The sequence below is a fragment of the Pseudomonas sp. Sample_21 genome (genome assembly GCF_004307525.1).
GTDB lineage: Bacteria > Pseudomonadota > Gammaproteobacteria > Pseudomonadales > Pseudomonadaceae > Aquipseudomonas > Aquipseudomonas atacamensis.
Genome location: NZ_RCNZ01000138.1, coordinates 1 through 26,879, shown reverse-complemented (window position 1 = coordinate 26,879; position 26,879 = coordinate 1). Strand labels below are relative to the sequence as shown.

The 26,879-nt window shown below is 59.8% G+C and carries 24 protein-coding genes and 1 pseudogene; 6 read left to right on the top strand and 19 right to left on the bottom strand.

The window, feature by feature from the left end; all coding sequences use genetic code 11:
- Window positions 1-7 precede the first annotated feature (7 nt).
- The 16 genes from icmH to tssA all read right to left on the bottom strand — a co-directional run bounded on the left by icmH (window position 8) and on the right by tssA (window position 17,213).
- On the bottom strand, window positions 8-883 hold the full coding sequence (icmH, locus tag D8U71_RS25970; protein WP_016772511.1) for a type IVB secretion system protein IcmH/DotU: 876 nt from the start codon (window positions 881-883) through the stop codon (window positions 8-10).
- Window positions 884-888: 5 nt separating this feature from the next.
- Complete coding sequence (tssK, locus tag D8U71_RS25965) at window positions 889-2,220, bottom strand: type VI secretion system baseplate subunit TssK (protein ID WP_016772510.1); 1,332 nt, start codon at window positions 2,218-2,220, stop codon at window positions 889-891.
- 2 nt (window positions 2,221-2,222) lie between these two features.
- The gene (tssJ, locus tag D8U71_RS25960) at window positions 2,223-2,723 is read right to left on the bottom strand and encodes a type VI secretion system lipoprotein TssJ (RefSeq protein ID WP_016772509.1); all 501 of its coding nucleotides are present in this window, start codon (window positions 2,721-2,723) and stop codon (window positions 2,223-2,225) included.
- 5 nt (window positions 2,724-2,728) lie between these two features.
- Complete coding sequence (gene tagH / locus D8U71_RS25955) at window positions 2,729-3,925, bottom strand: type VI secretion system-associated FHA domain protein TagH (protein ID WP_130889042.1); 1,197 nt, start codon at window positions 3,923-3,925, stop codon at window positions 2,729-2,731.
- A gap of 18 nt (window positions 3,926-3,943) precedes the next feature.
- Entirely contained in the window at window positions 3,944-4,084 is a 141-nt protein-coding gene (locus D8U71_RS25950; protein WP_003229566.1) for a hypothetical protein, read from the bottom strand.
- A 297-nt stretch (window positions 4,085-4,381) separates the two neighbouring features.
- Complete coding sequence (locus D8U71_RS25940) at window positions 4,382-5,902, bottom strand: sigma 54-interacting transcriptional regulator (protein WP_122698727.1); 1,521 nt, start codon at window positions 5,900-5,902, stop codon at window positions 4,382-4,384.
- A 10-nt stretch (window positions 5,903-5,912) separates the two neighbouring features.
- Window positions 5,913-8,570 (bottom strand): type VI secretion system ATPase TssH, encoded by a 2,658-nt coding sequence (tssH, locus tag D8U71_RS25935; protein ID WP_024014823.1) that lies wholly within the window; start codon window positions 8,568-8,570, stop codon window positions 5,913-5,915.
- 11 nt (window positions 8,571-8,581) lie between these two features.
- Window positions 8,582-9,589, bottom strand: a complete 1,008-nt coding sequence (gene tssG / locus D8U71_RS25930; protein WP_056790879.1) for a type VI secretion system baseplate subunit TssG — start codon at window positions 9,587-9,589, stop codon at window positions 8,582-8,584.
- Window positions 9,553-11,340, bottom strand: coding sequence for a type VI secretion system baseplate subunit TssF (gene tssF, locus D8U71_RS25925; RefSeq protein WP_039757337.1), 1,788 nt, complete (start codon window positions 11,338-11,340; stop codon window positions 9,553-9,555). Before tssF ends, tssG begins: the two co-directional genes overlap by 37 nt.
- A gap of 101 nt (window positions 11,341-11,441) precedes the next feature.
- Window positions 11,442-11,825: a hypothetical protein gene (locus D8U71_RS25920; RefSeq protein ID WP_130889040.1), complete on the bottom strand. Its 384-nt coding sequence runs from the start codon at window positions 11,823-11,825 to the stop codon at window positions 11,442-11,444.
- Window positions 11,822-12,673 carry a hypothetical protein gene (locus tag D8U71_RS25915; protein ID WP_130889039.1) on the bottom strand — a complete coding sequence of 284 codons (852 nt, stop codon included), beginning with the start codon at window positions 12,671-12,673 and terminating at the stop codon, window positions 11,822-11,824. Before D8U71_RS25915 ends, D8U71_RS25920 begins: the two co-directional genes overlap by 4 nt.
- A gap of 5 nt (window positions 12,674-12,678) precedes the next feature.
- Window positions 12,679-13,182 (bottom strand): PAAR domain-containing protein, encoded by a 504-nt coding sequence (locus D8U71_RS25910; protein WP_125927433.1) that lies wholly within the window; start codon window positions 13,180-13,182, stop codon window positions 12,679-12,681.
- An 11-nt stretch (window positions 13,183-13,193) separates the two neighbouring features.
- Window positions 13,194-13,601: a type VI secretion system baseplate subunit TssE gene (tssE, locus tag D8U71_RS25905; protein ID WP_007920274.1), complete on the bottom strand. Its 408-nt coding sequence runs from the start codon at window positions 13,599-13,601 to the stop codon at window positions 13,194-13,196.
- Between the two features lie 9 nt (window positions 13,602-13,610).
- Complete coding sequence (gene tssC / locus D8U71_RS25900; protein ID WP_016772499.1) at window positions 13,611-15,086, bottom strand: type VI secretion system contractile sheath large subunit; 1,476 nt, start codon at window positions 15,084-15,086, stop codon at window positions 13,611-13,613.
- A gap of 28 nt (window positions 15,087-15,114) precedes the next feature.
- Entirely contained in the window at window positions 15,115-15,618 is a 504-nt protein-coding gene (gene tssB, locus D8U71_RS25895) for a type VI secretion system contractile sheath small subunit (protein ID WP_016772498.1), read from the bottom strand.
- A gap of 32 nt (window positions 15,619-15,650) precedes the next feature.
- On the bottom strand, window positions 15,651-17,213 hold the full coding sequence (gene tssA, locus D8U71_RS25890) for a type VI secretion system protein TssA (protein ID WP_130889038.1): 1,563 nt from the start codon (window positions 17,211-17,213) through the stop codon (window positions 15,651-15,653).
- Between the two features lie 699 nt (window positions 17,214-17,912).
- Between tssA and tssI the strand changes: the two genes are divergently transcribed.
- From tssI to D8U71_RS25860, 6 genes and pseudogenes are all read left to right on the top strand, one after another.
- Entirely contained in the window at window positions 17,913-19,937 is a 2,025-nt protein-coding gene (gene tssI, locus D8U71_RS25885; RefSeq protein WP_130889037.1) for a type VI secretion system tip protein TssI/VgrG, read from the top strand.
- Window positions 19,934-20,782, top strand: a complete 849-nt coding sequence (locus tag D8U71_RS25880) for a DUF4123 domain-containing protein (RefSeq protein WP_122692313.1) — start codon at window positions 19,934-19,936, stop codon at window positions 20,780-20,782. The genes tssI and D8U71_RS25880 overlap by 4 nt, the downstream gene beginning before the upstream one ends.
- Entirely contained in the window at window positions 20,779-21,564 is a 786-nt protein-coding gene (locus tag D8U71_RS25875) for a hypothetical protein (RefSeq protein ID WP_016772495.1), read from the top strand. The genes D8U71_RS25880 and D8U71_RS25875 overlap by 4 nt, the downstream gene beginning before the upstream one ends.
- Window positions 21,561-23,891, top strand: coding sequence for a lipase family protein (locus tag D8U71_RS25870; RefSeq protein ID WP_125927436.1), 2,331 nt, complete (start codon window positions 21,561-21,563; stop codon window positions 23,889-23,891). Before D8U71_RS25875 ends, D8U71_RS25870 begins: the two co-directional genes overlap by 4 nt.
- Window positions 23,892-23,917: 26 nt before the next feature.
- Window positions 23,918-24,538: a hypothetical protein gene (locus tag D8U71_RS25865; protein ID WP_125927437.1), complete on the top strand. Its 621-nt coding sequence runs from the start codon at window positions 23,918-23,920 to the stop codon at window positions 24,536-24,538.
- Between the two features lie 44 nt (window positions 24,539-24,582).
- Window positions 24,583-24,744 (top strand): annotated as a pseudogene (locus D8U71_RS25860) (phosphatidate cytidylyltransferase); the annotation flags it as partial.
- A gap of 103 nt (window positions 24,745-24,847) precedes the next feature.
- Here D8U71_RS25860 and D8U71_RS25855 read toward each other — a convergent pair.
- The 3 genes from D8U71_RS25855 to D8U71_RS25845 all read right to left on the bottom strand — a co-directional run bounded on the left by D8U71_RS25855 (window position 24,848) and on the right by D8U71_RS25845 (window position 26,650).
- Window positions 24,848-25,123: an HU family DNA-binding protein gene (locus D8U71_RS25855; RefSeq protein ID WP_003213368.1), complete on the bottom strand. Its 276-nt coding sequence runs from the start codon at window positions 25,121-25,123 to the stop codon at window positions 24,848-24,850.
- A 190-nt stretch (window positions 25,124-25,313) separates the two neighbouring features.
- Window positions 25,314-26,462 carry an FAD-dependent oxidoreductase gene (locus D8U71_RS25850; protein WP_130889036.1) on the bottom strand — a complete coding sequence of 383 codons (1,149 nt, stop codon included), beginning with the start codon at window positions 26,460-26,462 and terminating at the stop codon, window positions 25,314-25,316.
- Window positions 26,463-26,482: 20 nt separating this feature from the next.
- On the bottom strand, window positions 26,483-26,650 hold the full coding sequence (locus D8U71_RS25845; protein ID WP_016772491.1) for a rubredoxin: 168 nt from the start codon (window positions 26,648-26,650) through the stop codon (window positions 26,483-26,485).
- Between the last annotated feature and the right edge of the window lie 229 nt (window positions 26,651-26,879).

Below are 26,879 nucleotides of genomic sequence, written 5' to 3'. Positions count from 1 at the left end.
CCCTGTTTTACGGCTGCGCCTGCGGTTGCACCGCGGCTGGATCAAGCGGCTGATAAGGATGCAGAACGGTGTCGCGTTGTTCGCTCAGGACCCAGGCGAAGCCCGAATACATCACCACCAGGCAGACCAGAGTAAAGAGCACCACCATCCACGCCGGCACGATACGCACCAGGTTGCGGCGCTGGTCGTTGAGGCCTTCCCAGTGCGGCGACAACTCGCGCGGCACGTCGCCACGCAACTGACGGATCTGCCGGTACAAGGCGTCGCGGATGCCTTCAAGCTCAAGCATGCCGCGCGCCTGCACGCGGTACTTGCCCTCGAAACCGAGGGACAGGCACAGGTACATCAGTTCGAGCATCGGCAGGTGCTTGACCGGGTTTTTCGACAGCCGATCAAGCAGCTGGAAAAACTTCTCGCCGCCGAAGGTTTCGTTGTGGAAGCTGCTCAGCAGGCTCATCTGCGACCATTCGCTTTCGTTGCCCCACGGCGTGGTCACGACGGCTTCGTCGACCACGGTGCAGAGCACGTAACGCGCGGCCATCACCTGGCTGCTTTCGGCGCCGTTGTGCAGGGCGCGTACTTCAAACAATTTCAGCCCGGCGGTCAGCCGCTCATTGAGTGCGTACAGGTCTTCGCGGGTTTCGCTGTGCTTGAGACGCACCACTTCCGAAAGCAGGTCGGACGAGGCCGCGACCAGCGAGTTGAGGCTGATGTTGAACGCCTCCGCCGGACGCAGGCGCGCGGCGTAGATCATGCGTTCTTCCAGTTGCTCGAAACGCGGCGGCGCGGCGAAGTCGGTCAGCGGACTCGATGCCGGTCCGTGGCCTTGACGATCGAGCAGGACGGTTTTGTCGTCCTGGTTGTAATCCGTTTCCTTGATCATGTCGGTCAGTTCCTGATGGCCCAGAATTTCAGTTCAAGCTCGGCGAATTCGCCGGACACGTGGAACGCGAAACCGCCGGAGCGTTCGAGTTGTGCCAGGTCTTCGGAACTGAGTTCGAGAATGAAATAGGTTTTGTTCGAGTGGAACGCGATCTGCCGTGGTGCCACCGGCAACGGTTTGACCTTGATCCCCGGCAAGTGCAGGTTGACCAGTTGGCGGATGCGCTCCACCGGGCCGACCTTGAGGTGCTGCGGCAAACGCTGACGCAGTTCTTCGGAGTCGCAGTTGGCACTGGCTGCCAGCACGAACGAGGCCGAGCCGAGCAGTTTGTGATCGTGCAACGGCGAGACGATGATGCCGTACTGACGCGCCTGCAGGATCAACTCGATGGCGTGCTGTTCGAGCACCATCGACAGCACCTGACGGATCGCTTCCATCAGTTTGCGGAAGCTTGCGCCCTGATCGGCGTGGGAATAGCGGCTGTCCAGACGCGGGCGTTTGCTCTCGCCGGAGAAGGTCGCCAGATCGCCGAGCATGGTCAGCAGCGTGCGGTACAACTCTTCCGGGTGCACTTGTTCCAGACCGAGGTAATGGCGCAGCAGCAGTTCGGTACGGTTGATCAGTTGCAGCATCATGAAGTCGCCGACTTCAGCGCCGCCGACCTTGCCGTTGGAGCGAATCCGCTCGGCGATGGTGTCGCCACGGTGGCTGAGCATGCTGATCACTTCTTTCAGGCACGACAGCAGGTAGCTGGAGGCGTGGGCCTGAATGTAGGTCGGGACGAAATCCGGGTCGAGGCTGATCACGCCGTCGGGCGTGGTGTCGAGCACGTCGCAGATTTTCAGCTTCACGTAGGCCTGATCGCTCTGCTGCTCGCCGAGCAACAGTTTGAAGTCCGGGCGACCGCAGCTGACCTGACTGGCGGAATCATCGCCGGCGTTGGAGTCGGCGACTTCGGCGTCATACGCGGTGTAGCGTGCGAGCACGTCGGATTGCTCCGGGCGCCGGGCCTCGATGTGGTTGCCGGTGACCAGCGGCAGCGCCAGATAGATCGGCGTGTTGCCGGTGTTCGGCGGCACGTCCAGCGCCAGCGGCTCGGTGTTGCCACCGAGCTCGAACAGGCTGCCGTCCGGCAGAATCCCCGAGGCTTCACTGATCACCAGTTTGCCCATGTTGAGGAACTGCAAGTCGATTTCCAGATTGAGAAAACCCCAGGTGTAGCCACCGAGCAATTGCGTGCGGGTTTTCATCTGGTGATCGTAGTAACGATCGTTGTGCTGGAAGTGCTGCGGCCGCAGCAACATGCCTTCCTGCCAAATGACTTTATGGGTGTTCATGATCAGTCATCCGCCTTGGCGAGCACTTGTTGGGTATTGCGGATACCGGCCTGATCGAGTGTCAGATCAGCCTCGGTGAGTTCCAGCGGAGTGATCTGCACGGTGTGGCGCCACTGGGTATCCGGCAGGTCGCGATAGGCAGCAAGGATGCCCACGTAACGGCTGCCCTCCTCCACGCTGAGTTTCAGTTCCACGGTTTCACCCGGGCGCAGTTCGAGTTCTTCGCTGGCCACCAGATCCGGGTTGAGGGATTCCTTGGCGCGTTCGTAGAGGCTGAAGAAATCAGCGTTCTCGAAGGTCACCGGGTGCTTGAGTTCGAACAGACGCACGACGATCGGCGACGGCCGCCCGTTGAGGTCCGGGTTGAGCTGATCGCTGCCGGTCAGTTTCAGATTGATCTTGGTCACTTTCGAGTACGGCGACAGCGACGAGCAACCGGCAAGCAGCACCAGCACGGTGAGCGCAGTCAGCGTCTTGAAAAAAGCGGTCGAGCGGCGAGACATGCGCATCATCCTTGGTGGTCGGTGTGGAGGGTGGAGATCAGGCGGATCTGTTCTTCGTAGGCCTGGGCAAAGTCGCGGGCCAGCAGACGCTCGCTCCAGTCATCGTCCTGACGCAGGGCCTGGTGATAGCGGCCGAACGCTCTCCAGCGCCCACCCGATGTTGCAATCAATGGCTTGCTGTCGCGCTCGAAACGCAGGGTCAGTTGCTCCGGCGAGAAGTGCTCCAGCGTGCCTCGCACGGCGGCGCGACTGGCGGTCAGCAAAGCCACTTGGTGCGCCTGCAAATCACGGAATGCACGGGAGATCGCCTGCTCGGCCGGCAGGTGTCCAGGCTTGCTTGGCTGCAACAGAATCTGCAGTGCTTCGCTCGGATCGACGGCGAATTTCAGCGGGTTCTTGTTGGTGCCCTGCACGGTGGTCTGCGCCAGACGCAGTTCGTTTTTCAGCTCGGAGCGGGTGCGCAGGCTCTGCTGCAAACCGCCGATGCTCTGGCGCAGCAGGCGCGCAGCGTTGAGCGCCAGCGCTTCGCGTTCGTCGTGGCTGAGGCCTTTGACGTCGACGCCCAGCGCCGCGCCGAAGTGTTCCCAGAAACCTTCGCTCTGACGCTCGACGGCTTTCGGTGCAGGCGCCGGCTCAGGCTCGACCGGGGCGGCGATCAGCTCCGGGACCATCAGGCTTTCCATGTCGATGCGCGCGTAGTCGGCACGTTGACGGGAGTCTTCCGGCTTGGCGGTGGGCGACAGCAGTTCGTCGATTTCCGAGTAGACGCGCTCTTGCTGTTCGAGGGCATTGAGCGGGTCGAGGTCGAGGAACGCGTCATCCGGAATGATGCTGCCAGCGGCACGCGGACGGCCGACTTCGCCGTCGAAGGTCGCCGGGTCACGGACCAGCCGCGCGCGGATCTCGAAGTCGCCGAGAATGTAGGTGCTGCCGTGCTCGATGCGCACCGGCTCGCCCTTGTGCAGGCGCGCGCCGCTGCTGCCGTCCTGGACACCGTTGCTGCTGGTGTCGGTAAGGAAGAACGAGCCCTCGCGGTAGCTGACAATCACGTGATGATTGGACAGGTGCCGCTTGCGGTCAGGGATGATCCAGTCGCAGTCCTCGCCGCGCCCGATCACGCCGCCGGCCTGCTTGAAGGTCCGCTGGCACAGCTCGGTGGGCACGAACTGCTTGGTGTTCAGCATTTCGAAAACCAATTCCATGTTTGATGCTCCTTGCGGTCACTTGCCGCGATTGACCGCTTGCGGATCACCCAACGGGCGATAGTCGTTGTCGTTGAATTTGTAATTGCCGCTACAGCCGCCAAGGCCGCATAGAACGACGAGGGTCAGCAGGACAGCGTGCCAGTGACGAACAGACATCAGAGGGTCTCCAGGTGTAGACAAAGCACAAAGCGCCGACCCTTGCGGGCGGCGCTGAAATAAGTTCTTGAGGTGGGCTCGAAGCCTCTAGATCGGGGCCTTGCGCCATAGCCTGGAGGTACGGCGACCTCCCGTGGCGAGGGGACTTGTCCCCGTTGGGGTGCGCAGCGCCCCCATAACCTGCCAGCGCGGTCTCTCAGTGAAACCGTATTTGCCGGACTGCGACTGCTGCGCAGCCGGACGGGGATAAATCCCCTCGCCACAGGGTATGTGTTGGGTTCGAAGAAGTGCTGTAGGTCAACCATCAAAGTCACCCAAATTGATATTCAGGCGCCCGAGGCGGTACAGCAGCGTGCGCCGAGGCAGGCCCAGTTCGCGGGCGGCGAGGGTCTGGTTGCCGTCGTTTTTGCGCAGGCAATCAAGCAGCAAAGTGCGCTCGACCTGCTCCAGCCGTTCGCGCAGATTCAGGCCGCTGTTGTCTTCCGGCATCGCTTCCAGGCGCAGGGAAAAATGCTCGGCGAGCAACTCGCCGCCCTCGCAGAGCAACACCGCGCGCTCGACCAGTGCCTTGAGTTCGCGAACGTTGCCGGGGAAGTTGTAGCCGCACAGATGCTCCAGCGCCGAATCCGACCAGCGCACCGGGTCACGCTGCAAAAACGTGCAGGTCTTCTCGGCGAAATGTCGAGCCAGATCGAGGATGTCGCCTTCGCGCTGACGCAGGGCCGGCAGCTCGATCGGGAACTGCGCGAGGCGGTAGTACAAGTCCTCGCGGAACTTGCCTTCGCTGACCAGCGCCGCCAGATCACGGTGCGTCGCGGCAATGATGCGCACGTCGATCTTGTGCGTGTCGTTGGAACCCAGCGGACGGATCTCGCCTTCCTGCAACACGCGCAGAATCTTCGCTTGCAGCGACAACGGCATGTCGCCGATTTCATCGAGCAGCAACGTGCCGCCATTGGCCGCGTCGAACAGCCCGGCGCGATCGCGATCGGCGCCGGTGAAGGCGCCTTTGCGGTAGCCGAACAGTTCGCTTTCCAGCAGGTTTTCCGGGAACGCCGCGCAGTTCTGCACGATGAACGCCTGGGAGCGACGCGGGCCGCAATCGTGGATCGCCCGCGCCACCACCTCCTTGCCGGTGCCGGTCTCGCCACGCAACAGCACGGTGTACGGGCTGTGGAGGATCTTGCTGATCAGCGAGTAGGTCTGGCGCATCGCCGCGCTTTTGCCGATCAGGCCGTAGCCGCTGATGCTCGGCACGCTGCGAGTGGCGGTGGCCGATTCGGCGGCTGGCTGACGCAGGCGTTGCAGCAGATGCAGTTGACCGAGCACGAACGAGCCGAGCTGGCCGAGGGAGTCGGCGAAACCCTGCAAGTCAGTGCGACGGCGACTGGCACACAGCAACAAGCCCTCAACCGACTTGTGCTGATTGACCAGCGGCACGCACAACAGCGACTGCCACGGCGTGCTCGTCGCCGGCAGAAAACTGGTTTCGTGCAGGCTGCCGGTCAGGTCGTCGAGGCACACCACGCGGTTCTGGCACAGGGCAAATTGCAGCAGTTGCTCGCCGTTGTAATCCGCCGGCAGGCTCGCCGCCTGACGCGGTTGCAGCGCGCCGTCGAGGCACTCGGCATTCATCCCCAGGCAGGTGTGGGTGGCGTCGAGCAAATACAGCTGCGTCAGTTCGCAGCCACTCAGTTCGGCCAGGCCACGGACGAATTCACTCAGCAGCGCAGCACTGTCCGCCGCGCGCGAAAGACTGGCGAACTGCGCCAGCAACGCTTCGGCATAGACCAGTGGCTGCGGCACTTGAGTGAACATCACGCCCACCTCAGACGAACTCGCAGGTCACGCTGGAGTTGCCGTCGAGCGTGGCATGCACACGCTTGAGGCTTTCGCCGGTCGCCATCGCATCGAGCAGACGGTCGGCCACCAGCGGCAGTACGTGTTGATCAAGCAGATGATCGATCAGGCGCGCGCCGCTTTCGCTTTGCGTGCAACGCTCGGACAGGTGATCGACGAGGTTCTGGCACCAGCTGAACTCCAGCTGACGACGGTTCAGGCGCTCGCCGAGACGGCCGAGTTTGATTTCGATCAGCTCGCGCAGCACCGGCCCGCCCACCGGGTAGTACGGCACCACTTTCATCCGCGCCAGCAGCGCCGGTTTGAAGTGTTTGCTGAGTACCGGGCGAATGGTTTCTTCGAGCACTTCGGCGGTCGGCCGCGCGCCGTCTTCGCAGAGTTCGCTGATCTTGTCGCTGCCAAGGTTGGAGGTCATGAGGATCAACGTGTTGCGGAAGTCGATCTCGCGACCTTCGCCATCGTTGGCCACGCCTTTGTCGAAGATTTGGTAGAACAGGTTGAGCACGTCCGGATCAGCCTTCTCGACTTCATCGAGCAACACCACCGAATACGGCTTCTGGCGCACGGCTTCGGTGAGCATGCCGCCCTCGCCGTAACCGACGTAGCCCGGTGGCGCACCGATCAGACGCGAGACGGTGTGCTTCTCCTGGAACTCGGACATGTTGATGGTGGTGATGAAGCGGTCGCCGCCGTACAGCAGGTCAGCCAGGGCCAGCGCGGTTTCGGTCTTGCCGACGCCGCTCGGGCCGACCAGCAGGAACACACCGACCGGTGCATCAGGCTTGTTCAGACCGGCAGCGGTCGCGCGCATCGAACGATCCAACGCGTGCACGGCTTGCTCCTGACCACGGATGCGCGTGCGCAGATCGGTGGCGAAACTGGCAACCTTGGCGTTGTGCTCGCGGGCCAGTTGCGCCAGCGGCACACCGGTCCAGGCGCTGATCACTTCGGCGACCAGACGCGGGCACACTTCGAAGCTGACCAGACGTTCTTTGACTTGCGCAGCGGTCAACGCGGCGTGGGTTTCATGCAGCTGAGCTTCCAGCGCTTCGACGCTCTGGCCTTCTTCGACTTCGGCGACCACAGTTTCAATCACGGTGCCTTCGGCGTCTTCTTCAACGCTGACGGTCGGCTCGACGGCTGCGGCTTCGCGGGCCTTGGCCAGTTGCTGACGCAGTTCCAGCAGGCGCTCGGCCAGTTCTTTTTGCTCAGTCCACAAGGTCTCGAGCGCAACCATCTCGCTTTCGGCTTCGTCCAGCCGCGCTTCCAGTGCCTCCAGCGCTTCGTGGTCGATCAGCAGACCGGCCTCGGCATCGCGACGCAGGGCCTGGCGCTGACGGCCGCCTTCAGCCAGTTCGCCACGCAGGCGCTCGAGACTTTCCGGGGCAGCAGCGAGGCTGATGCGCACGCGGGCGCACGCGGTGTCGAGGACGTCGACGGCCTTGTCCGGCAGTTGCCGACCGGCCAGGTAACGCGCGGACAATTCAGCAGCGGACACCACCGCGTCATCGCGCAGGTAGATGCCGTGGCTCTTCTCGTAGACCTGAGCCAGACCACGCAGAATGGTCACCGCTTCGCTGACAGTCGGTTCGTGCAGTTGCACGGGCTGGAAACGACGGGCCAGCGCCGGGTCTTTCTCGAAGTATTTCTTGTACTCGGCCCAGGTCGTCGCGGCGATGGTGCGCAGTTCGCCACGGGCCAGCGCCGGCTTCAGCAGGTTGGCCGCATCGGAACCGCCGGCATTGCCGCCCGCGCCGATCAGGGTGTGGGCTTCGTCGATGAACAGGATGATCGGTTTCGGCGAGGCTTTGACCTCGTCGATCACGCCTTTCAAACGACGCTCGAATTCACCTTTGACGCTGGCGCCGGCCTGCAACAGGCCCATGTCCAGCGAGAGTAATTCAACGCCTTTGAGCACCTGCGGCACTTCACCGGCAGCGATGCGCGAGGCGAGGCCTTCGACGATGGCGGTCTTACCGACACCGGCCTCACCGACGACGATCGGGTTGTTCTTGCGGCGACGGGCGAGGATGTCGACCATCTGCCGGATCGCGCCGTCACGGCACAGCACCGGGTCGAGTTTGCCGTCGCGAGCCTGCTGGGTCAGGTTGTGGGTGAAACGCTGCAACAGCGATTCGCCCTGCGCCGCCGGTTTGCCGTTAGCCGCCGGTTGCTCTTGTTGCGACAGGGCAAATTCTTTCAGGCGATCGATGTTCAGCTTGGCGAGCAGCGGCTGATAACGGCTGCCGGCATAACGCATCGGGTTGCGCAGCAACGCCAGGATCAGCGCGGCGTCTTCGACCTGGGTCTGGCCCAGCTCGAGGTTGGCCACCAGCAGCGCGTCTTGCAGCCATTGCACCAGTTCCGGGGCGAACACCGGGTTGCGCGAAGCGCTGTGCTCGACCCGCGACTGCAATGCAGCGGTCAGTTCACCGGCGTCGACGTCAGCATCTTGCAGCGCGCGCGACAGCAAGCCGTTCGGGCGCTCGAGCAAGCCCAGCAGCAAGTCTTCGACGAGGATCTTGCTGCCGCCACGGGCGACGCAACGCTCGGCCGAACGTTCCAGATCACGACGGGTTTCGGCGTCCAGCGCCTGGATGAGTTGTTGCAGGTCTACGTTGATCATGGCTCACGTCCTTAATGAATTTTGCTGCCCAGGGTCACCACGCCGTCCGCTTTTTCGCGGCCCAGCCAACTGGTCCAACCGAGGCGACAGGCGTTCTGCTCACCGATGCGCAGTTCGCGGATTTCTTCCTGGCGCAGGACCAGGCGAATGTCGTAATCGAGCGGGTCACGCAAGGTGAACCGCACCAGCGCGCAGAGCGGCTGGTAACCGAAACCGATCGGCAGGAATTCATGGAATCGCTGCCAGTCGAGTTCGGTGATGTGAATGCGGAATTTGCCGCTGCGATCGCGCACGTGTTCGCCCAGCACCAGGTCTTCGCCGAGTACGCTGTTGGCGCGGCCCAAACGATTGCGCTGCTCGTCGAGAATTTCCACGCGGCGCTCGATGCACTGCTCGATGACCAGGTCTTCGTGCTTGAAGTAGTAACGCAGCACGGCTTCGATCAGCGCCGCCGAGTGCGCGCGCAAACTGAGCAGACCGAGGTACGGCAGCAAGCGTTTCCAGTTGAGTTCCTTGGCCTTGCGGATCTCGTCGCCACCCAGGCCGATCAGCGCAAAAAGTTGCGCCGAGAACGGATCGATCGCGCCGCTCTGGAAGCTCGCGCGGTAGCGGTACTTGCGCCAGATCGGCAGCATCAGCCGTTGCAGGCGATGGTGGAACAGGTCGAGGAAATTGCGCGTCGGGTTGCCATCCTCGCTGTCGCCCAGGGCTTGTTCGCCATAGAACGCCGGCAGCGGCGAACCAGAGCCGACCAGGCCGATCAGGTTGAAGCGCATGCGCGCGCGCATCTTGCCGTGCTCTTCGAAAAACTCGACGCGATCGACGTCGCTGCGCGGAAAGCCCAGGCTCGGGTTGGCCTGGAACTCGACCTGGTCGTACAGATCGTCTTCGCTCAGATGCGGGTGTGCCTCGCGCAGCCGGTCGATCACCAGCAGCACGGCCTGAAACAGCGAGTACTCGCGTATTACCTTGGTCAGCCCGCTTAAAGCAGGGGCTGCAGGCCCATACGTGGTGTCCATTGGTACACCTCTCCCTGTGTGCTTTTTACCCGCAGCTCATGGAATGAATTGAGACTGGCGTAAAGCGCGAAAAACTCGTTGAGAACCGAAGCGAAGACGAACAGGTCGCCTTCGCCGATATAGCCTTCCGGGTCGATGGTCAGTTCGGTGCGTAAACCGCGCACCGGCAGACCGCGATGCAGGCGGTCGACGTGGTGATGTTTGATGTGCTTGAGGCCGCCGAGCAGGCGCTTGCTGACCTTCTCCGCGTGCTGGTCGTAGTAGCGCGGCAGGTCGTAGGTTTCCAGAATCACCTTCAACGCATTGACGTCCGCCAGTGACAGATAGTTAAGCGACATGTTGCTGATCAGCTTCCACAGGAAGTCACGGTTCAGCGGCGGCGCGAAGCTCGACGTGGCCGGGGTGATGTTGCGGAAACTGAGGAATTCCGGAGTCTGCTCGCTGGCCATGCAGATGTCGCCGAGCTTGAGCTTTTTCGGCAGGTTCTGGTTGGTGCACATCAGCTCGATCGACAGGGTTTCGTGGGCTTCGGTGTGGCGGATGCCGAAGCTCAGGTAAGTGTCGAGGCCGTCATGCAGCAAGGACGAACGCTGGCGGATGCTGTAATGCGGACGGCTGTTGGGCACATCGAAACTCGGGTCGTGCTCGAAGGACTCGAACGGCACGTACTCCTGATAACCGAGGCCGCCGGGTTTCCAGCCGGTCACGGTTTCCACCGAGAACACACCGCAGTTTTCCAGGTCGTATTCCGCCGGCAGCAGGAGGTACTCGTCCTGCTTGCCATCGAGACGAATCGGCAGCGCGTCGTGCTCGAACAGATTGACGATCGGCGTGCAGAACAGCTTCACGTTATCGAGCGTCGGGCGCATGCGCATGATGCCGCTCTTGCGGATGTCGAAACGCAATTCGAGGCCGCGCATCTGCTTGAGGGTGTCTTCCGGCAGCGCCTTGAGAATGTCCAGACCGTTGACGTCGACGAACAGGAACTTGTCCTGGAAGGCGAAATATTCCTGCAAGTAGCGATAGCCACGGAAGGTGTTCAGCGGATACGGGATCAACGCTTCTTCTTCGGCAAAACCCACCGGTTTCACCCGGTCGCCGGGAATCTTGAACGCCATCGGCTTGCCGCTGACGCCATCAATCGGCTTGCCGGCGCCGTCGAGCGGGATCAGTTCGATGCCGTCGAGGTTGCGCAGCAGGCTCAGGTAGAGCATCTGGCTGATGTAGCGCTCACCGGCAAAGTGCAGGCGCAACTTGCTCAGCTCCAGTTCGCCGAGGTGGCCGTCAGCGCTCATTTCCAGGCGCAGGCTGAGCAGCGAGCCATCGCCCTTCACCGAGTAGTTCAGCGCGGCCAGATCCAGCGGCAGCACTTCGGTCGGGTAACAGGTGCGGAAACGGCAGCGCACGTCTTCTATCGGCTTGCTCTCGATCGGCGTATCGCGCTCGACCAGCAGCGCCGGCCCGGAACGCTTGAGCGGATCAAACTGCAAAATGCTGAACGCCGGCAGCGGGCGCATGTAGTTCGGCCACAGCAACTGCATCAGCGAATGGCTGAGCTCCGGCAGTTCGTCATCGAGCTTCTGCCGCAGGCGCCCGGTGAGGAATGCAAAGCCTTCGAGCAACCGCTCTACATCCGGATCCCGCCCGGCCTGCCCCAGATACGGCGCCAGCGCCGGACTACGCTCGGCGAAACGGCGACCGAGCTGGCGCAGTGCGGTGAGTTCGCTTTGGTAGTAGTGGTTAAAGGACACGGGGTACCTGCCTGGTAGTGGAACTCATTTAAAAAAACAGCAGAACAGTTCATGCGGGTAAGAAACTCCCCGCGGGCAATGTCGGCCATAACGCCCAACAGTCATGCTTTAACTTCTCGATTTGAAAAAAAAACGCGATCAATCAATTGGCCAGCAAATATCGCCGCAAAAGTCAGGACACCACCCATCGAGGTGTAAGCCATCGCACGGACGGGGTAGTGAGGCAAAAAATAGTACAAAATAAGTCCCAGCATTAATGAGACAGACAGGAGCTTTAATTTCAGCTTGGGGACAAAAAACGCTATAGCGTTCATCACCACAAAATACTGAACCATTAGATCCGGCGTCATACCGATGCCGATACCTCTCGATGTCAACCCGCCATACATATCGATATATACGTCGACACCGTAGTTATGCAAAGGAATATACAGGGCACATACTATCAGGTGTGGAATACAGGCAACTAAGCGACGAGCTTTCATTTATTCCATGCCCCGTACTGATCCATATCGCCTTGCGAAATTGGATTTATTAACTTCGCATTCGATACAGGCACATAAGGCGCGTCAGTAAGTTCAATTGTGTGCGGGATACCTTTATCGTATACCGTGTCTTTTTTCACAACCAACTTGCAGTTTTCTTTTGCCCACAATATCCCTCGCAATATGATGAAGTTATCGTAAACGTCTTTCGGTCCTCGCTCTGCTCCGGTATAGGCTTTGCCGTCGCCCCAGGTCATACCCGTTTCACCAGCCAGCTTTATTGCGAGTTCTACCTGCTTTGTTTCTCGCAGATATTTTCTATAGGTGTTAACCGCAAACGGCACCTGGCCAATGCCATCAGTCCAATACGGTTTATCCTCCATGAACACCATCAAGAACTCAGCACCGCCCACGGCACGGAATTTCCAGTCACCCGGCATTCCAGAGTGAAAAGTGAATGAAAACCGGTCGACGATTGCGAAGTCGATCAGCTCCTGCCAAGTAACATGTTTATAAGCCGCATGCGATTCTGATCCGGCCTGCGTTGTTTCCGGGTTGATCCAGACAAGCTCTCTATAATATCTGGCCAACGGTTCGAACCACTGACCCTTTTCTGCGTATAGTTTCTCCGCAGTGATAATTCTGAATGGAGAGTCATCCTTACCCGGTTTCAAGGCGAAGAGCGGCACACCACTTTTTCGCGTAATAATCCAGGCCAACGGAAGGTCAACTTTCTTCGGCTTTGTATCCTTGCTCTCAGTTGTTTCGGTAAGAACTTTAAGTGTAGTCACCTCGTCCTGAGTCACAAACGTGTAAGCGACACCATCGATGTTGATTACGGTCTCCATACCTACTAGTCCGCCGAAATATATATAGTTACAGGCTCTGCCGTCTTTCCAGTTGAAAAACCACCTGACATGCCTGTTGACGTTGAGCCTGTTTTCTCAATCCCGCTATCAGAGCGCATGATGTAGTTTAAATTTTCAACCGTTCTTCCATCTGCGGTTTTGAATTCAAAGACACGATTGAATATTCCAAGAATGATGACCGGCTCCGGCGGCACAAACGGCGCCGGCGTATGCGAATTGCCAATAATCACCGTCCCGGATCCGGCCGTGACCTTATTGCCGTGAGATCCAACCGAACCTACGGTCGCAGCCGGTTTGCCGTTGATCAACACGGTTGTCGCAAGATCGCCGACCATCGCACCACCACACGCCGAGACATCGCCTTGGCGGGCGGCCGCGAGGCCGTCGAAGAACACGTCGCCGGAACCGGCGGCGATCGGGTTGGTGCCGTGGCCGGGGAGCGGGCAAGCGGTGGGGTCGGATACGCGTGCTGCGGGTTTGCCAGACATCGGGGATCTCCTTAGGTGACCTTGACTTGACCGCTGCCATCCAGGCGCGCGGAGAAACTGACCTGACGCTTGAAACCCTCGACTTCCAGCAGGCCTTCGATACTGAAGGCCAGGCGAAGTTGATCGTGGTCACGCGGCAGGGAAATGACACGCACGTTGCTCAGGCGTGGCTCGTAGGCTTCGATGAAGTTTTCGATGGCCAGGCGGGCCTGACTCAGCGAGTCGTGCAGGCTCAGGCGCATGTCATTGAGATCGGGCAACCCGTAGTCGGCCAGCGTTTGCACGCTGCCGGCCCGGGTGCTGAGCATTTTGGCCAGATGGGCAGCCACTGACGCCATGGCACAAGCCTCAAGGCTGTTGCCCTTGCGTAGTTGTGCGTCGCCGTTGAGGCGTTCGAACAGGCTGCCGTATCCGTCCATGAGTCGCTCTTACTCTTTGTCCAGCTTGCCAACCAGCGACAGGGTGAAATCGGCACCCATGTACTTGAAGTGCGGACGCACATTCAAGCTCACGCGGTACCAGCCCGGCTCGCCTTCAACGTCGCTGACGATCACTTGCGCAGCGCGCAGCGGACGACGGCCACGCACTTCGGCGCTCGGGTTTTCCTGGTCGGCAACGTACTGACGGATCCACTTGTTCAGTTCCAGCTCGAGGTCGGTACGCTCTTTCCACGAACCGAGTTGCTCGCGCTGCAGCACTTTCAAGTAGTGAGCCAGGCGGTTGACGATCATCATGTACGGCAGTTGGGTGCCGAGCTTGTAGTTCAGCTCTGCCGCCTTGCCTTCTGCGCTGATGCCGAAGAACTTCGGCTTCTGCACCGAGCTTGCGGAGAAGAACGCCGCGTTGTCGGAGCCTTTGCGCATGGTCAGGGAGATGAAGCCTTCCTCGGCCAGTTCGTATTCACGACGGTCGGAAACCAGAACTTCAGTAGGGATCTTGGTTTCGATTTCGCCCATGCTTTCGAAGTGGTGCAACGGCAGGTCTTCAACCGCGCCACCGCTCTGCGGGCCGATGATGTTCGGGCACCAGCGGAATTTGGCGAAGCTGTCGGTCAGCTTGGTGCCGAACGCGTAGGCCGTGTTGCCCCACAGGTAGTGCTCGTGGCTGTTGGCAACGGTTTCCTTGTACACGAACGATTTGACCGGGTTCTCTTCCGGGTCGTACGGGTTACGCAACAGGAAACGCGGCACGGTCAGGCCAACGTAGCGGGAGTCTTCCGAAGTCCGGAAGCTCTGCCATTTGGCGAATTGCGGGCCTTCGAAGTGGTCTTTCAGATCTTTCAGATCCGGCAGGCCGGTGAAGCTTTCCAGGCCGAAGAATTTCGGGCCGGCAGCAGCGATGAACGGCGCGTGGGACATGCACGAAACGCTGGCCACGTACTGCATCAGCTTGACGTCTGGCGAGCTTGGCGACATGTAGTAGTTGGCGATGATCGCGCCCACAGGCTGACCACCGAACTGGCCGTATTCAGCGGTGTAGATGTGCTTGTACAGGCCCGACTGCATGACTTCCGGCGAATCTTCGAAATCGTCCAGCAGGTCTTCTTTGGAGACGTTGAGGATTTCGATCTTGATGTTTTCGCGGAAGTTGGTGCGGTCGACCAGCAACTGCAGACCACGCCACGACGATTCCAGCGCCTGGAAATCCGGGTGGTGCAGGATCTCGTCCATCTGACGGCTGAGCTTGGCATCGATCTCGGCGATCATGCGGTCAACCATGGCTTTCTTGACCGGCTCACCGTTGTTCTGCGGCTTGAGCAGCTCTTCGATGAACGCCGACACGCCACGCTTGGCGATGTCGTAGGCTTCGTCGTCCGGGGTCAGACGGGTTTCGGCGATGATGCTGTCGAGAATGCTGTATTCGCCGCTGGCGGCGCTCTTCTCTTGTGCTGCGCTAGTGCTCATTGTGTTGGCTTCCTTGGCTACTGGAGTCTCAGGCGTCCGGGGCTGCGGCGTTCAGGCCCAGCTCACCGAGTACGCGACCGCGGGATTCGTCGTCGGCGAGCACGCCTTCGATCGCTTTACGGAACGCAGGTGCGTTACCCAGCGGGCCTTTGAGGGCCACCAGCGCATCGCGCAGTTCCATCAGTTTTTTCAGCTCAGGCACTTGCTCGACCAGGCTGGCCGGGTTGAAGTCCTTCATCGAATTGACGCGCAATTGCACGGCCAGCTCTTCAGCCTCGCCATCTTCCTGCAGACGGTTCGGCACGCTCAGCGTCAGACCCAGCTCTTGCTTGGCCAACACTTCGTCGAAGGTCATCTTGTCGATGCTGATCGGCTTGCGATCTTCGATTTTGCGATCGTCCTTGCGGTGGGTGTAGTCACCGATTGCCAGCAGCTTCAGCGGCAGTTCAATCTCTTCCTGAGCTCCGCCGGTGGCGGGTTTGAAGGTGACGTTGATGCGTTCCTTGGGGGCTACCGAGCCTTCTTTGGCCATGGCTTTTCTCCTTGCGGTTGTGGCCCTGGGGCCTATTCGAGTACCACTTCGAGGTCGAGGTGGCACAGCCTGCGATAAATCTCTTCCTTGCTTTCACGTACGGCGTGGTTCTGCGGCAACAACTCGCAGCAACTGTGCAGCAGGTGCAGCACTTGCAATGCAAGATCGGGCTCCCAGGCGTGCAGGCCTGAGTCCTGTAATGTCTGATCGAGGGTTTCGAGCTGGTTCTTGGCCAGTTCGTATTTCTTGGCCAGGAAACACAGCCGCGCGAGGGTGAACTGCCAGAAGAAGCGTTCGCGGCCACCGTGGGCCGATTGCAGACCCTGCTTGAGAATCTGCACGGCCGGCTTCAAGCCTTCCTTGCGCAGGATCGGCTGAACTTCCTCGAGGGCTTTTTCCCAGGCCGGCTGGGTTTCGACGTTCTCGCTTTCGACCTTGCGCGGCGCGCTGGCGCTTTGCAGGTGCGGCATGACATTGGCGGCGATCCACGCCCGGGTGGACGGATCGGCAAACGGCGCGCCGTCATGGAAGCGCAACTCGATGATGCCCGGCAGGCGCTGAATCAAAAGCGCGAAGTGGATTTCCACTTCGCGCATGGCCAGCTCGGCGTTGAGGTTCTGGAGACATTCCCAGACCATCCTCTGGCCATCGAACCAGAACGGCGCCTTCGCCAGGCTCGCCTCCAGTTCCACCAGCAGGTCGGCGTATTTGCCCTGATCGAAACGGTCCTGATAGAGCTTGAGCTTTTCCAGCGGCAGACCGCGCAGCACGGTGATCTGCTCGGCGTTGCGCTCGGGCACCGCGTCGATGGTCATCCACAGCAGCGTGCGATTGAGGCGCAGGGCACGCAGGTCGGTGGCTTTCTGTTTCAGCCACCAGGCACACAACGGGCGCGCGCTTTCCTGCAGGGCGCGCAGGGCTTTGTGCGCATCACGTTCGTTGTCGATCGGCGCGCCGGGGGTGAGCAGCTGGGTCGCGGCCTGCTTGACCTGCGCCACCGCCGCGCCCACCACGCCGGGCGCCGGCTGGTTGTCGGCGGCGCGCTGAATCATGGTTTTCAGGCGGCGGGAGATCGGCAGCAGCAGCGGCGCGTCATCGCCCAGATGCTCAGTGCACGCGGCCTCAAGGCCGGCCAGGTGCTCGGAGAGCTGCCGGAACATCGGCAACTGCTCTTTGATCGCAATGTTTTCGGTGATGACCTGCTCGAGACGCGGCACCAGCCAGCCGATCGCGGCGGCACGGGTGCGGGGTTTGAGCGGGTGAACGTCGGCCCAGTTGTTTTCCGACAGATGGTGCAGCAGACCGAGGCCGGCGAGCAGCCCGGGGAAGGATTCGCGCTGGTACAGCGACCAGGTCAGCCAGGCGCCGACACGCAGATCCTTGGATTGGGTACGCAGCAGATTTTCGCTGTTTTCGCGGATTTTCAGCCAGTCGATCTGCCCGCTTTCGTGCATCGACGAAGCCTTGGCCAGCTCACTTTCCAGCGCCTCGAATTCGCTCGAAAAACGAACGTCTTCGCCCGCGAAATTCTCTTTGGAAACAGAGACTTTTGCGAGTTCGAGGTAATGGGCGGAAAGTTTGCTTGAGTAGGACATCCATGGCCTTTATTAAGGATTACAGTCATGCGCGCGAATGGAGTTTCAGCAACGCGGGACAGTATCGAAGAGCAGTTCAGCGACTCATCCAATTGAGATGTGCTCTTTCAAGTGGGCGCATCGTAATCACTATGATGGCCACTAGCAAGCATCTGATTAAACAACAAGACGAACTGTTCATTGCGGTCTGTAGGAGATCGCCCTATATGTCGCAGGGGTTTCCCTGAGGCCGTTTATTAACTGGCGGATTTTACCAGCCCCCGGCAAACCCTTGACCCAGAGCCCTGCGCCGCAGCCGGGCGAGTTTACCTGACGCTCGTATCCTCGAGCGGCGTGCAGCATGCCAAATTCAAAAAAAAATAGAAGTAGGACACTTCCGAAAATAGCTGGTTTGCCTCAACAAGTTTTCCGCGACAACGATCAACGCAAAAAGTGCCACTATAATGATGGCATTTCATTATTCTGAAACTTTCCCGCGCCAACAAACACTGCCAACTCGATAGTTATCGAAGCCGCGTCCTTCAGATAGTTCTCGCATCACGAACAAGACTTCCACACCGGAATACTCTGACAAATTTCAGGGATACTTCTTACATCAATTAGTTTGCCGCGCCGCTAGCTTGCCCTGGCCACTTTTCATGCGCGGCGATCAGGGAGGACAGCATCGCGCTTTGACTCACTTTGCTTAAGGACAAGCCCATGTTCGGCAAAGGCCACTGCGCGCCATTCTCTCTGCATATCCCCGCCATTCGTCACGACTTCAAGGTGCTCGCGTTCACGGGCACCGAAGCCATCAGTCAGCTGTACGCATTTCGCCTTGAGCTGGTGAGCGAGCACGCGGATTTAGATCTGGAAAGCTTGCTCAGCCAACCTGCGTTTCTGCAGTTCGGATCAGCGGGCGAAGGCATTCACGGGCGGATCGAAAACGTCATGCTCGGCGAATCAGGCCAGCGCCTGACCCGTTATGAACTGACACTGGTACCGGCGCTGCATTATCTGCAACTGAGCCACGACCAGCGGATTTTCCAGCAACTGACCGTGCCGCAGATCATCGCGCAAGTGCTCAAAGGGCATGGCATCCAGGCCGATGACTTCACGTTCAATGTCGCCGCCGGTGAGCCTCGTGAGTACTGCACGCAGTACGGCGAAAGCGACTTTTTGTTCATTCAGCGTCTGTGCGCCGAAGAGGGTATCGCCTGGCACCATCAACATTCGCTCGACGGGCACTTACTGGTATTCAGCGACAGCCCGGTGTTCGCACCCAAATTGGGTACGACAGCCTTTCGGGTTGATAGCGGCATGGTTGCCGAACACCCGGTGGTCAACCACCTGACCATGGGCTTCAACACCCGTACCAGCACCGTCACCCGCCGTGACTATGACCTCAAGCGGCCAAGCCTGCTGCTGGAAAGCCGCTTCACCGCAGAGTTCACGCCGGCTCTGGAGGAGTATCGCTATCCACTGTTGATGAAGTCCGAGAAGCACGGCAAACAGCTGGCGCGTCAGGCCTTGGAGCGCCATCGCAGCGACTATCAATGGATTGAAGGCAAAAGCGATCAGGCGATTTTGCGCAGCGGTCACTTGTTCGAGCTGAGCGAACATCCCAGGGCCGAGTGCAACGAGTTGTGGCTGTTGGTCAGTCTCAGTCACGAAGGCAAGCAACCGGCAGTGCTCGAAGAGGCTTTCAGCAGCGAGGCGAAACCTGCCGATGGTTTTTCCCAGGGCTACCGCAATACCTTCAGGGCCATTCCCGCAGAAGTGGTTTTCCGCCCGCCTTTGCCCGCGCCAAGACCCTTGCTGGTCTGCCAGACCGCGCGCGTTACCGGGCCTCCCGGAGAGGAGATCTTCTGCGATGAGTACGGCAGGGTTCGTGTCGAGTTTCCCTGGGATCGCGCTGAACGCAACAGCGAAAAAAGCAGCTGCTGGTTACGCGTAGCTTCCAGTTGGGCAGGTGACGGATTTGGTGCGGTGACCATTCCCCGGGTCGACATGGAAGTGGTCGTGACCTTCCAGGAAGGCGACCCGGACCAACCGCTGATTACCGGCTGCATCGCCAACAAGGTCAATGCCGTCGCCCATCCCTTGCCGGCGAGTAAAACCCGCACGGTATTACGCAGCCAGAGCTCACCGCGCAATGGCGGCTACAACGAACTGTCGATCGAGGATCGCGCCGGGCAGGAGAAGATCTACCTGCGCGCGCAGCGCGACCTTGAGCAACTGATCCTCAACGACAGCCGCAGCCTGATCACTCGAGACCGCCATGAGCATGTCGGCAATGACAGCACCAGTCTCATCGAGGGCAAGGATTCGCGCACTCATCAAGGACTGCGAAGCACAGTAATCAACGCCGACGACTTGTTGCAGGTCAGCGGCACCAGCAGCCAGACCTTGGGCGCTCTGGTGATCCAGGCCGGCCAGCAGGCGCATGTCACGGCAAGCAACGTGGTGATCGATGCCGGCATGAGCCTGACGCTGTCAGCGGGCGGTCATCACATCGTGATCAATGCCGGCGGGATTTTCAGCAGCGTGCCCATCGTTCAGGGCGGCGCGCCACTGCCGGGTCTCGCACCGCTACAACCGCTGCAAGTTGAGGCCGGCCTGCCAGCTGCGATCAACGCCACGCCGCTGTCGATCGTCAACAGTGCCCGCCAGCAGGCAGCGGATTTTTGCCCGCTGTGCGAAGCCTGCGCAGCGGGTCAGTGTGAGCTGGGAGAAGTCGCATGAGCCCGGTCGAACAATGGTTGCACGCTCAGTCCCGCGCCGGCTGTGAACTGTATCTGATGCTCGACACCGAGGGCCAAAGCGCAGAGCACGCTGCGTTGACCCGCGACCTCGGCACCGAGCGGTTTCGTCCGCTCTACAGCGGCACGCCGGCCGAGTCGCTGGTGCCGACCGGCCCGCTGCTGTTGCAAATCGATACGGCGCAGCATCCCGCCATCCAAACCTTGCTCGCCACGCCCGAGCGCAATTGGGGCTGGCTGGCCAGTGCCCGTCACGTCGAACTTGACGCGCTGGCGGCGCATTGGCGCGAGCGCCTGATAACCGGCGAACGCCCGAATCAGGCGGTGTACCGCGTGCATGACAACCGGGTTCTGGGCCGTGCGCTGGCGCACCTGCAACCCGAGCACCGCGCGGCGTTTCTCGGGCCATTCAACAGCGTCTGCTATTGGCACGCAGAGCGATGGAACGCGATCGACAACCCGGACCCCGGCCACCACCCGCTGCCGATGGATCCGCCTTGGCTGCACACGCCGACCCCGGAGCTGATCTACGCCAACGTGCTGTTCGACAACACCCGCCGTTACCTGGTCGGCGAACACACCGAAGCAATGGCCACGCTGGCCGAACAGCTCGACGTCGATGAGTGGCTGTGGGGCCTGATTCAACTGACGCAATTGTGGGGCTGGCAACAACCGGAGCAAGTGCATTTCTTGCTGACCCGCAGTTTGCAGTTACCGGGATATCGGCCAGGCAAATCATGGCTGCCCAAACCCGGTGAAGATCCGGCGATGCATTTTGAGCGGGTATATCAGGAAGCGTTGTATTGGCAGGGAGAGGTAGGTCGATGAGGAACTTGAAACGAGGGTTGCTGCTGAGTGGTTGCCTGGGATTGCTGGTGGGTTGTACGACGGTGAAGACCCCGAACACGTTTACGTTTGTTCCGGATTTTCCACCTGGATTCAAATATGAGCTGAAGGCTATCTACCTGCCCGCAGCGGGTGAAACCTGCCGCGTGCCAGGAAAGCCGGATTTCTGGGTGAGCTTCAATAAACCCACCATGGAATATGTAAGCACTGCGGAAATCGAGTTGTACAAAACCGTCAGCGATTGTCCGTTGGCGCTCAACAAAGTGGAAATCAAGCTCATCGGTTTTTATGGAAAAGGCCGAAGCAACTTCAGCATGGACTACGCCTCGATTTTCGTGCGTCCAGAGTTGCTGGAACGACTAAAGGGCACTTTCAACGAGGACGGTGCAGGGGAGTTTTATGGTGAATGCAGGTGGTCATTCCGCACCGTCGGTCCACATCGTTTCCTGATCAAACTGCTGACCTGCAAAAACATGGATGCTCAGGGCAACGTGCTGCGAACGAGACCTTCCACGGCGTACACATTGACTCAACTTGAGGGCAAAACGGTGACGCTGAAGGTCAGGCTGGCAAGTGAAGAACTTCCAGCCATCGGCGATACCTGGATCAAAGTAACCCGCGGCTGGAAGCGCTGTATGGGTGAGAACTTCGAGGATCAATACGCCTTTTGCTACGGCAACGACACAAATTTCAGCACTTTTAAAATGGTCGATGGGCGGGTTTGCACCATCTATCCGGGATGCACGGAGCAAGGGGCACCATGAACATTGAGACTCCCTCGGCGACCGATTTGCGCTTCATGCAGGGCGACATACATGCCTGCCCTAAACGCGGCCATCGTACCAGCTTCCAGCTAGTGGACGAATTCGGCGACGGTAAGCCATACGCTGGTCTGTCTTACGAAGTGATTGATTACGAAGACACGGTCCATAGCGGAAAACTTGATGCGACTGGATCTGCAAAGATCGACGATCATTATTGCGGTCCGCTAGTACTCAAATTGAAGAGCCGCTATCAAGGCAGCGAAAAATCTTACACATTTTTGCAAAAGCGCCCCCACTATCCCCTTCCCATCACCGAACTCCAAGTCCGCGCCGAAAAAACCCGCTTCTTCCACAAAACAGGCACTCGCACCCAGGCAAACCCCGCCAAGGACCTGCCCGAAACCGACGCGTACTGTCAGGTCGAAGTCAGTGAACTGGTAAAGCACATCGCCCACCTGCCACCACTGGTTGCTCGTCGCGACCCTCCGAAGAGGGCGGCGCACAAGCTCATGCGATCGGCGGCGAAGTCCAGAGACTTCACGCTCGTCGATAAAACTTCTGCGGATGGCGGACTGCACACAATCTTGAGTGCGGCGGAGATGGCCACCGTCGAACTGGGGTTTTCCCCGCCGCCGCCCAAGGGCGTCGCACTGCTGCCGAACAAACACCATGTGCTGGAAGTACGGCCGATGAGAGCGCTACGGCCAATGCTGTCGACAGGCGACGCGTTCTGCGCGCTCAACCTTTATCAGCTGTCGGTGATGGCGACGCTGAGCTACACCGATTTCGGACAGGAACCCAACACTCAACCGGTGCAGACCGACACGGTAAGCTTTCCGGTACAGCCCAGCAGCGGCAACTGGTTCGGCCACGCGCTACCGCAGTTCGACGAGTTGTGGAAGGTCGATGACTCGCAAACGCAGAAATACTACCCACTGTACGAAGACGTGCCGTATTCGAAACGCTTGGAAGTGGTGCCGTTCGACCCGAACCTTTACCCCGAAGTGAATGACCCCGCGTTGGGCGACGAACAAGAACACCCGGCCAAGTTGCACTGTCTCGATGACCGTAACAAAGACAACAGTACTGATACCCAAGCTTTCATCTGCCACCATGACGAGTTGATCCTGATCAGCGTGCGAGGTACCAGTGAGATCTGGCCCGACGGCCGGCGTGACGGCGATGCCTATCAGGTTCCCTTTGCCGAAGGCGAAGGCAAAGTGCACCGCGGTTTCTACGGTGGCGCTTTGGCGGCTTATCCATTCATCGTGACTTATCTGGAAAAATTCTACAGCGGGCAAAAGCTGCTGATCACGGGTCACAGTCTGGGCGGTGCAGTTGCACTGATCCTGTCCGAGATGCTGAGACGCAACCTGGAGTTCTCCCCGCAAATCGTGCTCTACACCTACGGCGCCCCCCGCGCTGGTGACACCACGTTCATCGAAAGCGCCAAAGCATTGGCCCACCACCGCATCGTCAATCAGAACGACCCGGTTCCGAGCGTTCCCGCCACATGGATGAATACTTTCGCCAAGCCTGGGCCGATGTACGCAACCAACGCCGTGGTGCTGGGCTTCAACCCGGTCGCCGGCCTCGGCCTGCTGATCTGGGGAATCATCAATTTCTTTGGCGACGACTATGGGCATCACGGTGCTTTGCGCCATTTCATGCCCGTTGAGTTCGACAAGGACCACCGATCCTCCCTTCTCTGGGAGCCGGGTTGCAGCACGATCGTCGATCACGGCTGCGCCAAGGCCCTGCGCGCTACGAACGGCTTGCCCGAACGCGGATCGTTTCTGCGGCAGTTGTTCGACCGGGGTCACCACTCAATGGTCGGCAGCTACATCCCCGGCTGCTGGGCCAGCTTGCGCCGTTGGCAGGAAGCACTGCAGCGCAAGCGTTCGCTGGTGACCAATCGCGAATACGAGTGGATCAGCAGCGCCCTGGAGAATATTCAGCAACAGCTGCGGGCCGTTAAGCGCGATCTGCAAAACAACCACCGTTCTTACGTGCGAGAGCAGGAGCGCGCGCACAAGACGCTGATGCTCAATCAGGAAATAGACAAGATCAGCATGACCAAGGCCCGCCTGACAGCGCTGCGCAGTCAACGGGTCACCGAGGTCGACGTTTACGGCAGCTATGCCGACCAGCCCGAATGGGTCGAGGAAAGTCTGCTGCGCTGGAACGCCCACCCTGAAAACCTGGTTCAGGAGCAACTGGCGATGATTCCGCCAGCCGCTGAAGACCACGACGCCGCTATCGCCGCGATGACCGGTGGGCATGCGGTTGGCGCGCCGTTTCAGCCGGATATTGATTCGTTCATTTAACTTAATCAGTCAACAAGGAAGTACCGATGCTCTCGTTATCCCCCAAGTTAAACTTCGCCACTGCAACGCACTCGATCCGCGCTTTGTTATTGGCCAGCTTCATAATATTTGGAACTGGATGCAACTCGTTCTCCAGTTCGGCAACACTGAACATGGACATCCCTGCGAATTTTAGCGTCACCGCCGAAGCGCACTATCAGCCGTTTTCCCCATATTACTGTTACGCGCCAGAAAACTACGCAAGAGACCCCAACCTTGGAGTCAAAAAATTTAAACAACCTTGGCAACCCACTGCGCAGACCGCCAAGTTCAACATCAAATTACTTCCCAGCATTGGGGGCTGTCTCACGCTCCTCAGCGAAATCAAGATCTGGATCATGGACATGACTGAGGATCCAGAGAAACTTGGCTTAAGCGCCGTCTGGATACATATTAATGACCTGGCAGATGAACCACTGGACGAGCATGGGTCGAACGAGAACATGCTTTCAGTCGAGTGTAAATATGCGGACTCCCGGTTAAGTAAAGTCTTCAAATATGAATTGGTATGCAAAGGGCGGAGTACGAACGATGAAATTCTGGGCAGGCTACGAATTGAGCAATTCCAGGATAAGCCATTGCGATTAACAGTTCGGATGACCGAGTAGTCGGCGTGCTGCCCGACGCTTAAGTCCCAATGACTGCCGCAAGCTGGCTAGGCAGCTTGGTCATGTCCGCTATCAAACGCAGTCTGAGCGCGAAGGACTGGGGCACAATGATCAAAGGTCACGGCGAAATCCTCGATTGGATGGACTCGATATGCTTCGCGGCACCGCTCTTCTTTCACCTGACGCGTTACTTCTTCTCCGTCTGATCTAGACGAATGCTCCAACCACAAAAAATGGGCACCCGACCGCAATCGGTGTGCCCATTTCTCATTTGCGGTTCTCCCCGTCATTCAGGGGAGCACGCCGCCATCAAGGATTGACGCTGTCTTTCAACGACTTGCCTGGCTTGAACGCCACGGTGTTGCTGGCCTTGATCTTGACCGGTTCGCCGGTCTGCGGGTTTTTGCCGGTGCGGGCGCCGCGGTGGCGTTGCAGGAAGGTGCCGAAGCCGACCAGCGTCACGCTGTCCTTGCGGTGCAGGGCGCCGGTGATTTCTTCGAGGACGGCATTGAGGACGCGGTTGGCCTGTTCTTTGGTCAGGTCGGCCTTTTCGGCGATTGCAGCGGCGAGTTCTGGTTTACGCATTAGTGAAGCCCCTTTGACGGTTTTTTGTTGTTATGTCCGTGCTGTTCTCGTTGGAACAGCGCCCAAGGCGCCGCAGGCTCTACTCTGCGGCAGACGGGAGTGAGAATGGCACGCCGCCAACGGCGGCGCCAGTCTCCCCAAGACCTTTGTCGGGGCAAAAGAGCGGTGTTTGCGACAGAACGACCGGCATTTACGCCAGCAGCGGCGGCAGCTGTTTGTTCAGGGCCAGTTTTTCCATGACCGCCCCGCCGGTCAGGGCGTAACCGAGCAACTGACCGTCGGCACTGTGGCACAGCGCTTTGATGTCGGCGCCCTGCCCTTCGACGCTCCAAATGCCTTCGCTGCCCCGTGGCGGCGGCGAAACCACCAGCGGGCACACCGGGGTTTTCACGGTGATCGGCATCGGCCCGTAGCTGACCGGGGTCGGGTTTCCTGCGAGGGTTTGCGCCAACGCGCGCGCGCAACTCATCAGCGGCATCACGTAGAGCAGATTGAGCCCGTCGACTTCGGCGCAGTCGCCCAATGCGTAAATATTGGCGTGGGACGTCTTCAGGTAACGATCGACCATCACGCCGCGATTGATCTGCACGCCGGCAGCCGCTGCCAGATCGATGCGCGGGCGCAGGCCGATCGCCGAGACCACTACATCGCACGGGATGATCTGACCATCGGACAGGTGCGCTTCGAGGCCATCGGCGACTTTCTGCAGCCGGGTCAACACCGGGCCGAGGTGAAACTTCGCCCCGATACTTTCCAGCCCGGCCTGCACGGCCGCCGCAGCGGCGGGATGCAAGAGCATCGGCATGACCTGTTCGCACGGCGCGACCAGTTGCACTTCGTAGCCGCCGAGGATCAGGTCATTGGCGAATTCACAGCCGATCAGCCCCGCGCCGAGTACCAAGACCCGACGCTTGCCCGCCGCTGCGGCACGGAAGCGCGCGTAGTCTTCCAGATCGTTGATCGGGAACACCAGTTCCCCGCCGTCGCCTTCGATCGGCACGCGCACAGTCTCCGCGCCCCAGGCCAGAATCAGGTCGCGATAGGGCACGGCTTCTTCACCGATCCACAAACGTTTGTGGCCGGCGTCGATACCGCTGATGCGCGTATGGGTGCGCACTTCGGCGTTCAACTGCTCGGCCATGGCGCCAGGCTCGGCCATGCTCAAGCCATCGGCGTCCTTGTTCTTGCCGAAGCCGGTGGAGAGCATCGGCTTGGAGTAAGAGCGGCCGTCATCGGCGGTAATCAACAGCAGCGGAGTTTCGCTGTCGAGCTTGCGAAACTCGCGGGCCAGGTTGTAGCCCGCAAGCCCGGTGCCGATGATGACGACTGGTGCGCTCATGCCTTACTCCTCTGATTTGCTTAGTTGATTTCGATCATTTCGAAGTCCATCTTGCCGACGCCGCAGTCGGGGCACAGCCAGTCTGCCGGTACGTCTTCCCAGCGGGTGCCCGCCGCGATGCCGTCATCCGGCCAACCATCGGCTTCGTTATAGATCAGGCCACAGACGATACATTGCCACTTCTTCATTCAGGTACTTCCTCAGGGTTCAGGCCTAGTGCCGGCGCGGACGGTCGATGGGTGCTGCGTTGCCATCCGGCTCAGGGCGTTTTGTACTGAGGGTGCCGCGCAGATGCAAGCCTGTTCGGCGCAACGGCGGCCGGCGCCGCTCAATCCTGTCGCCCGCCATGGTAAGCTCGCCGCCTCATTTGCGGCCAATAATGACTCATTGTGCAACATTCAAATGCCTGCCCCGCCC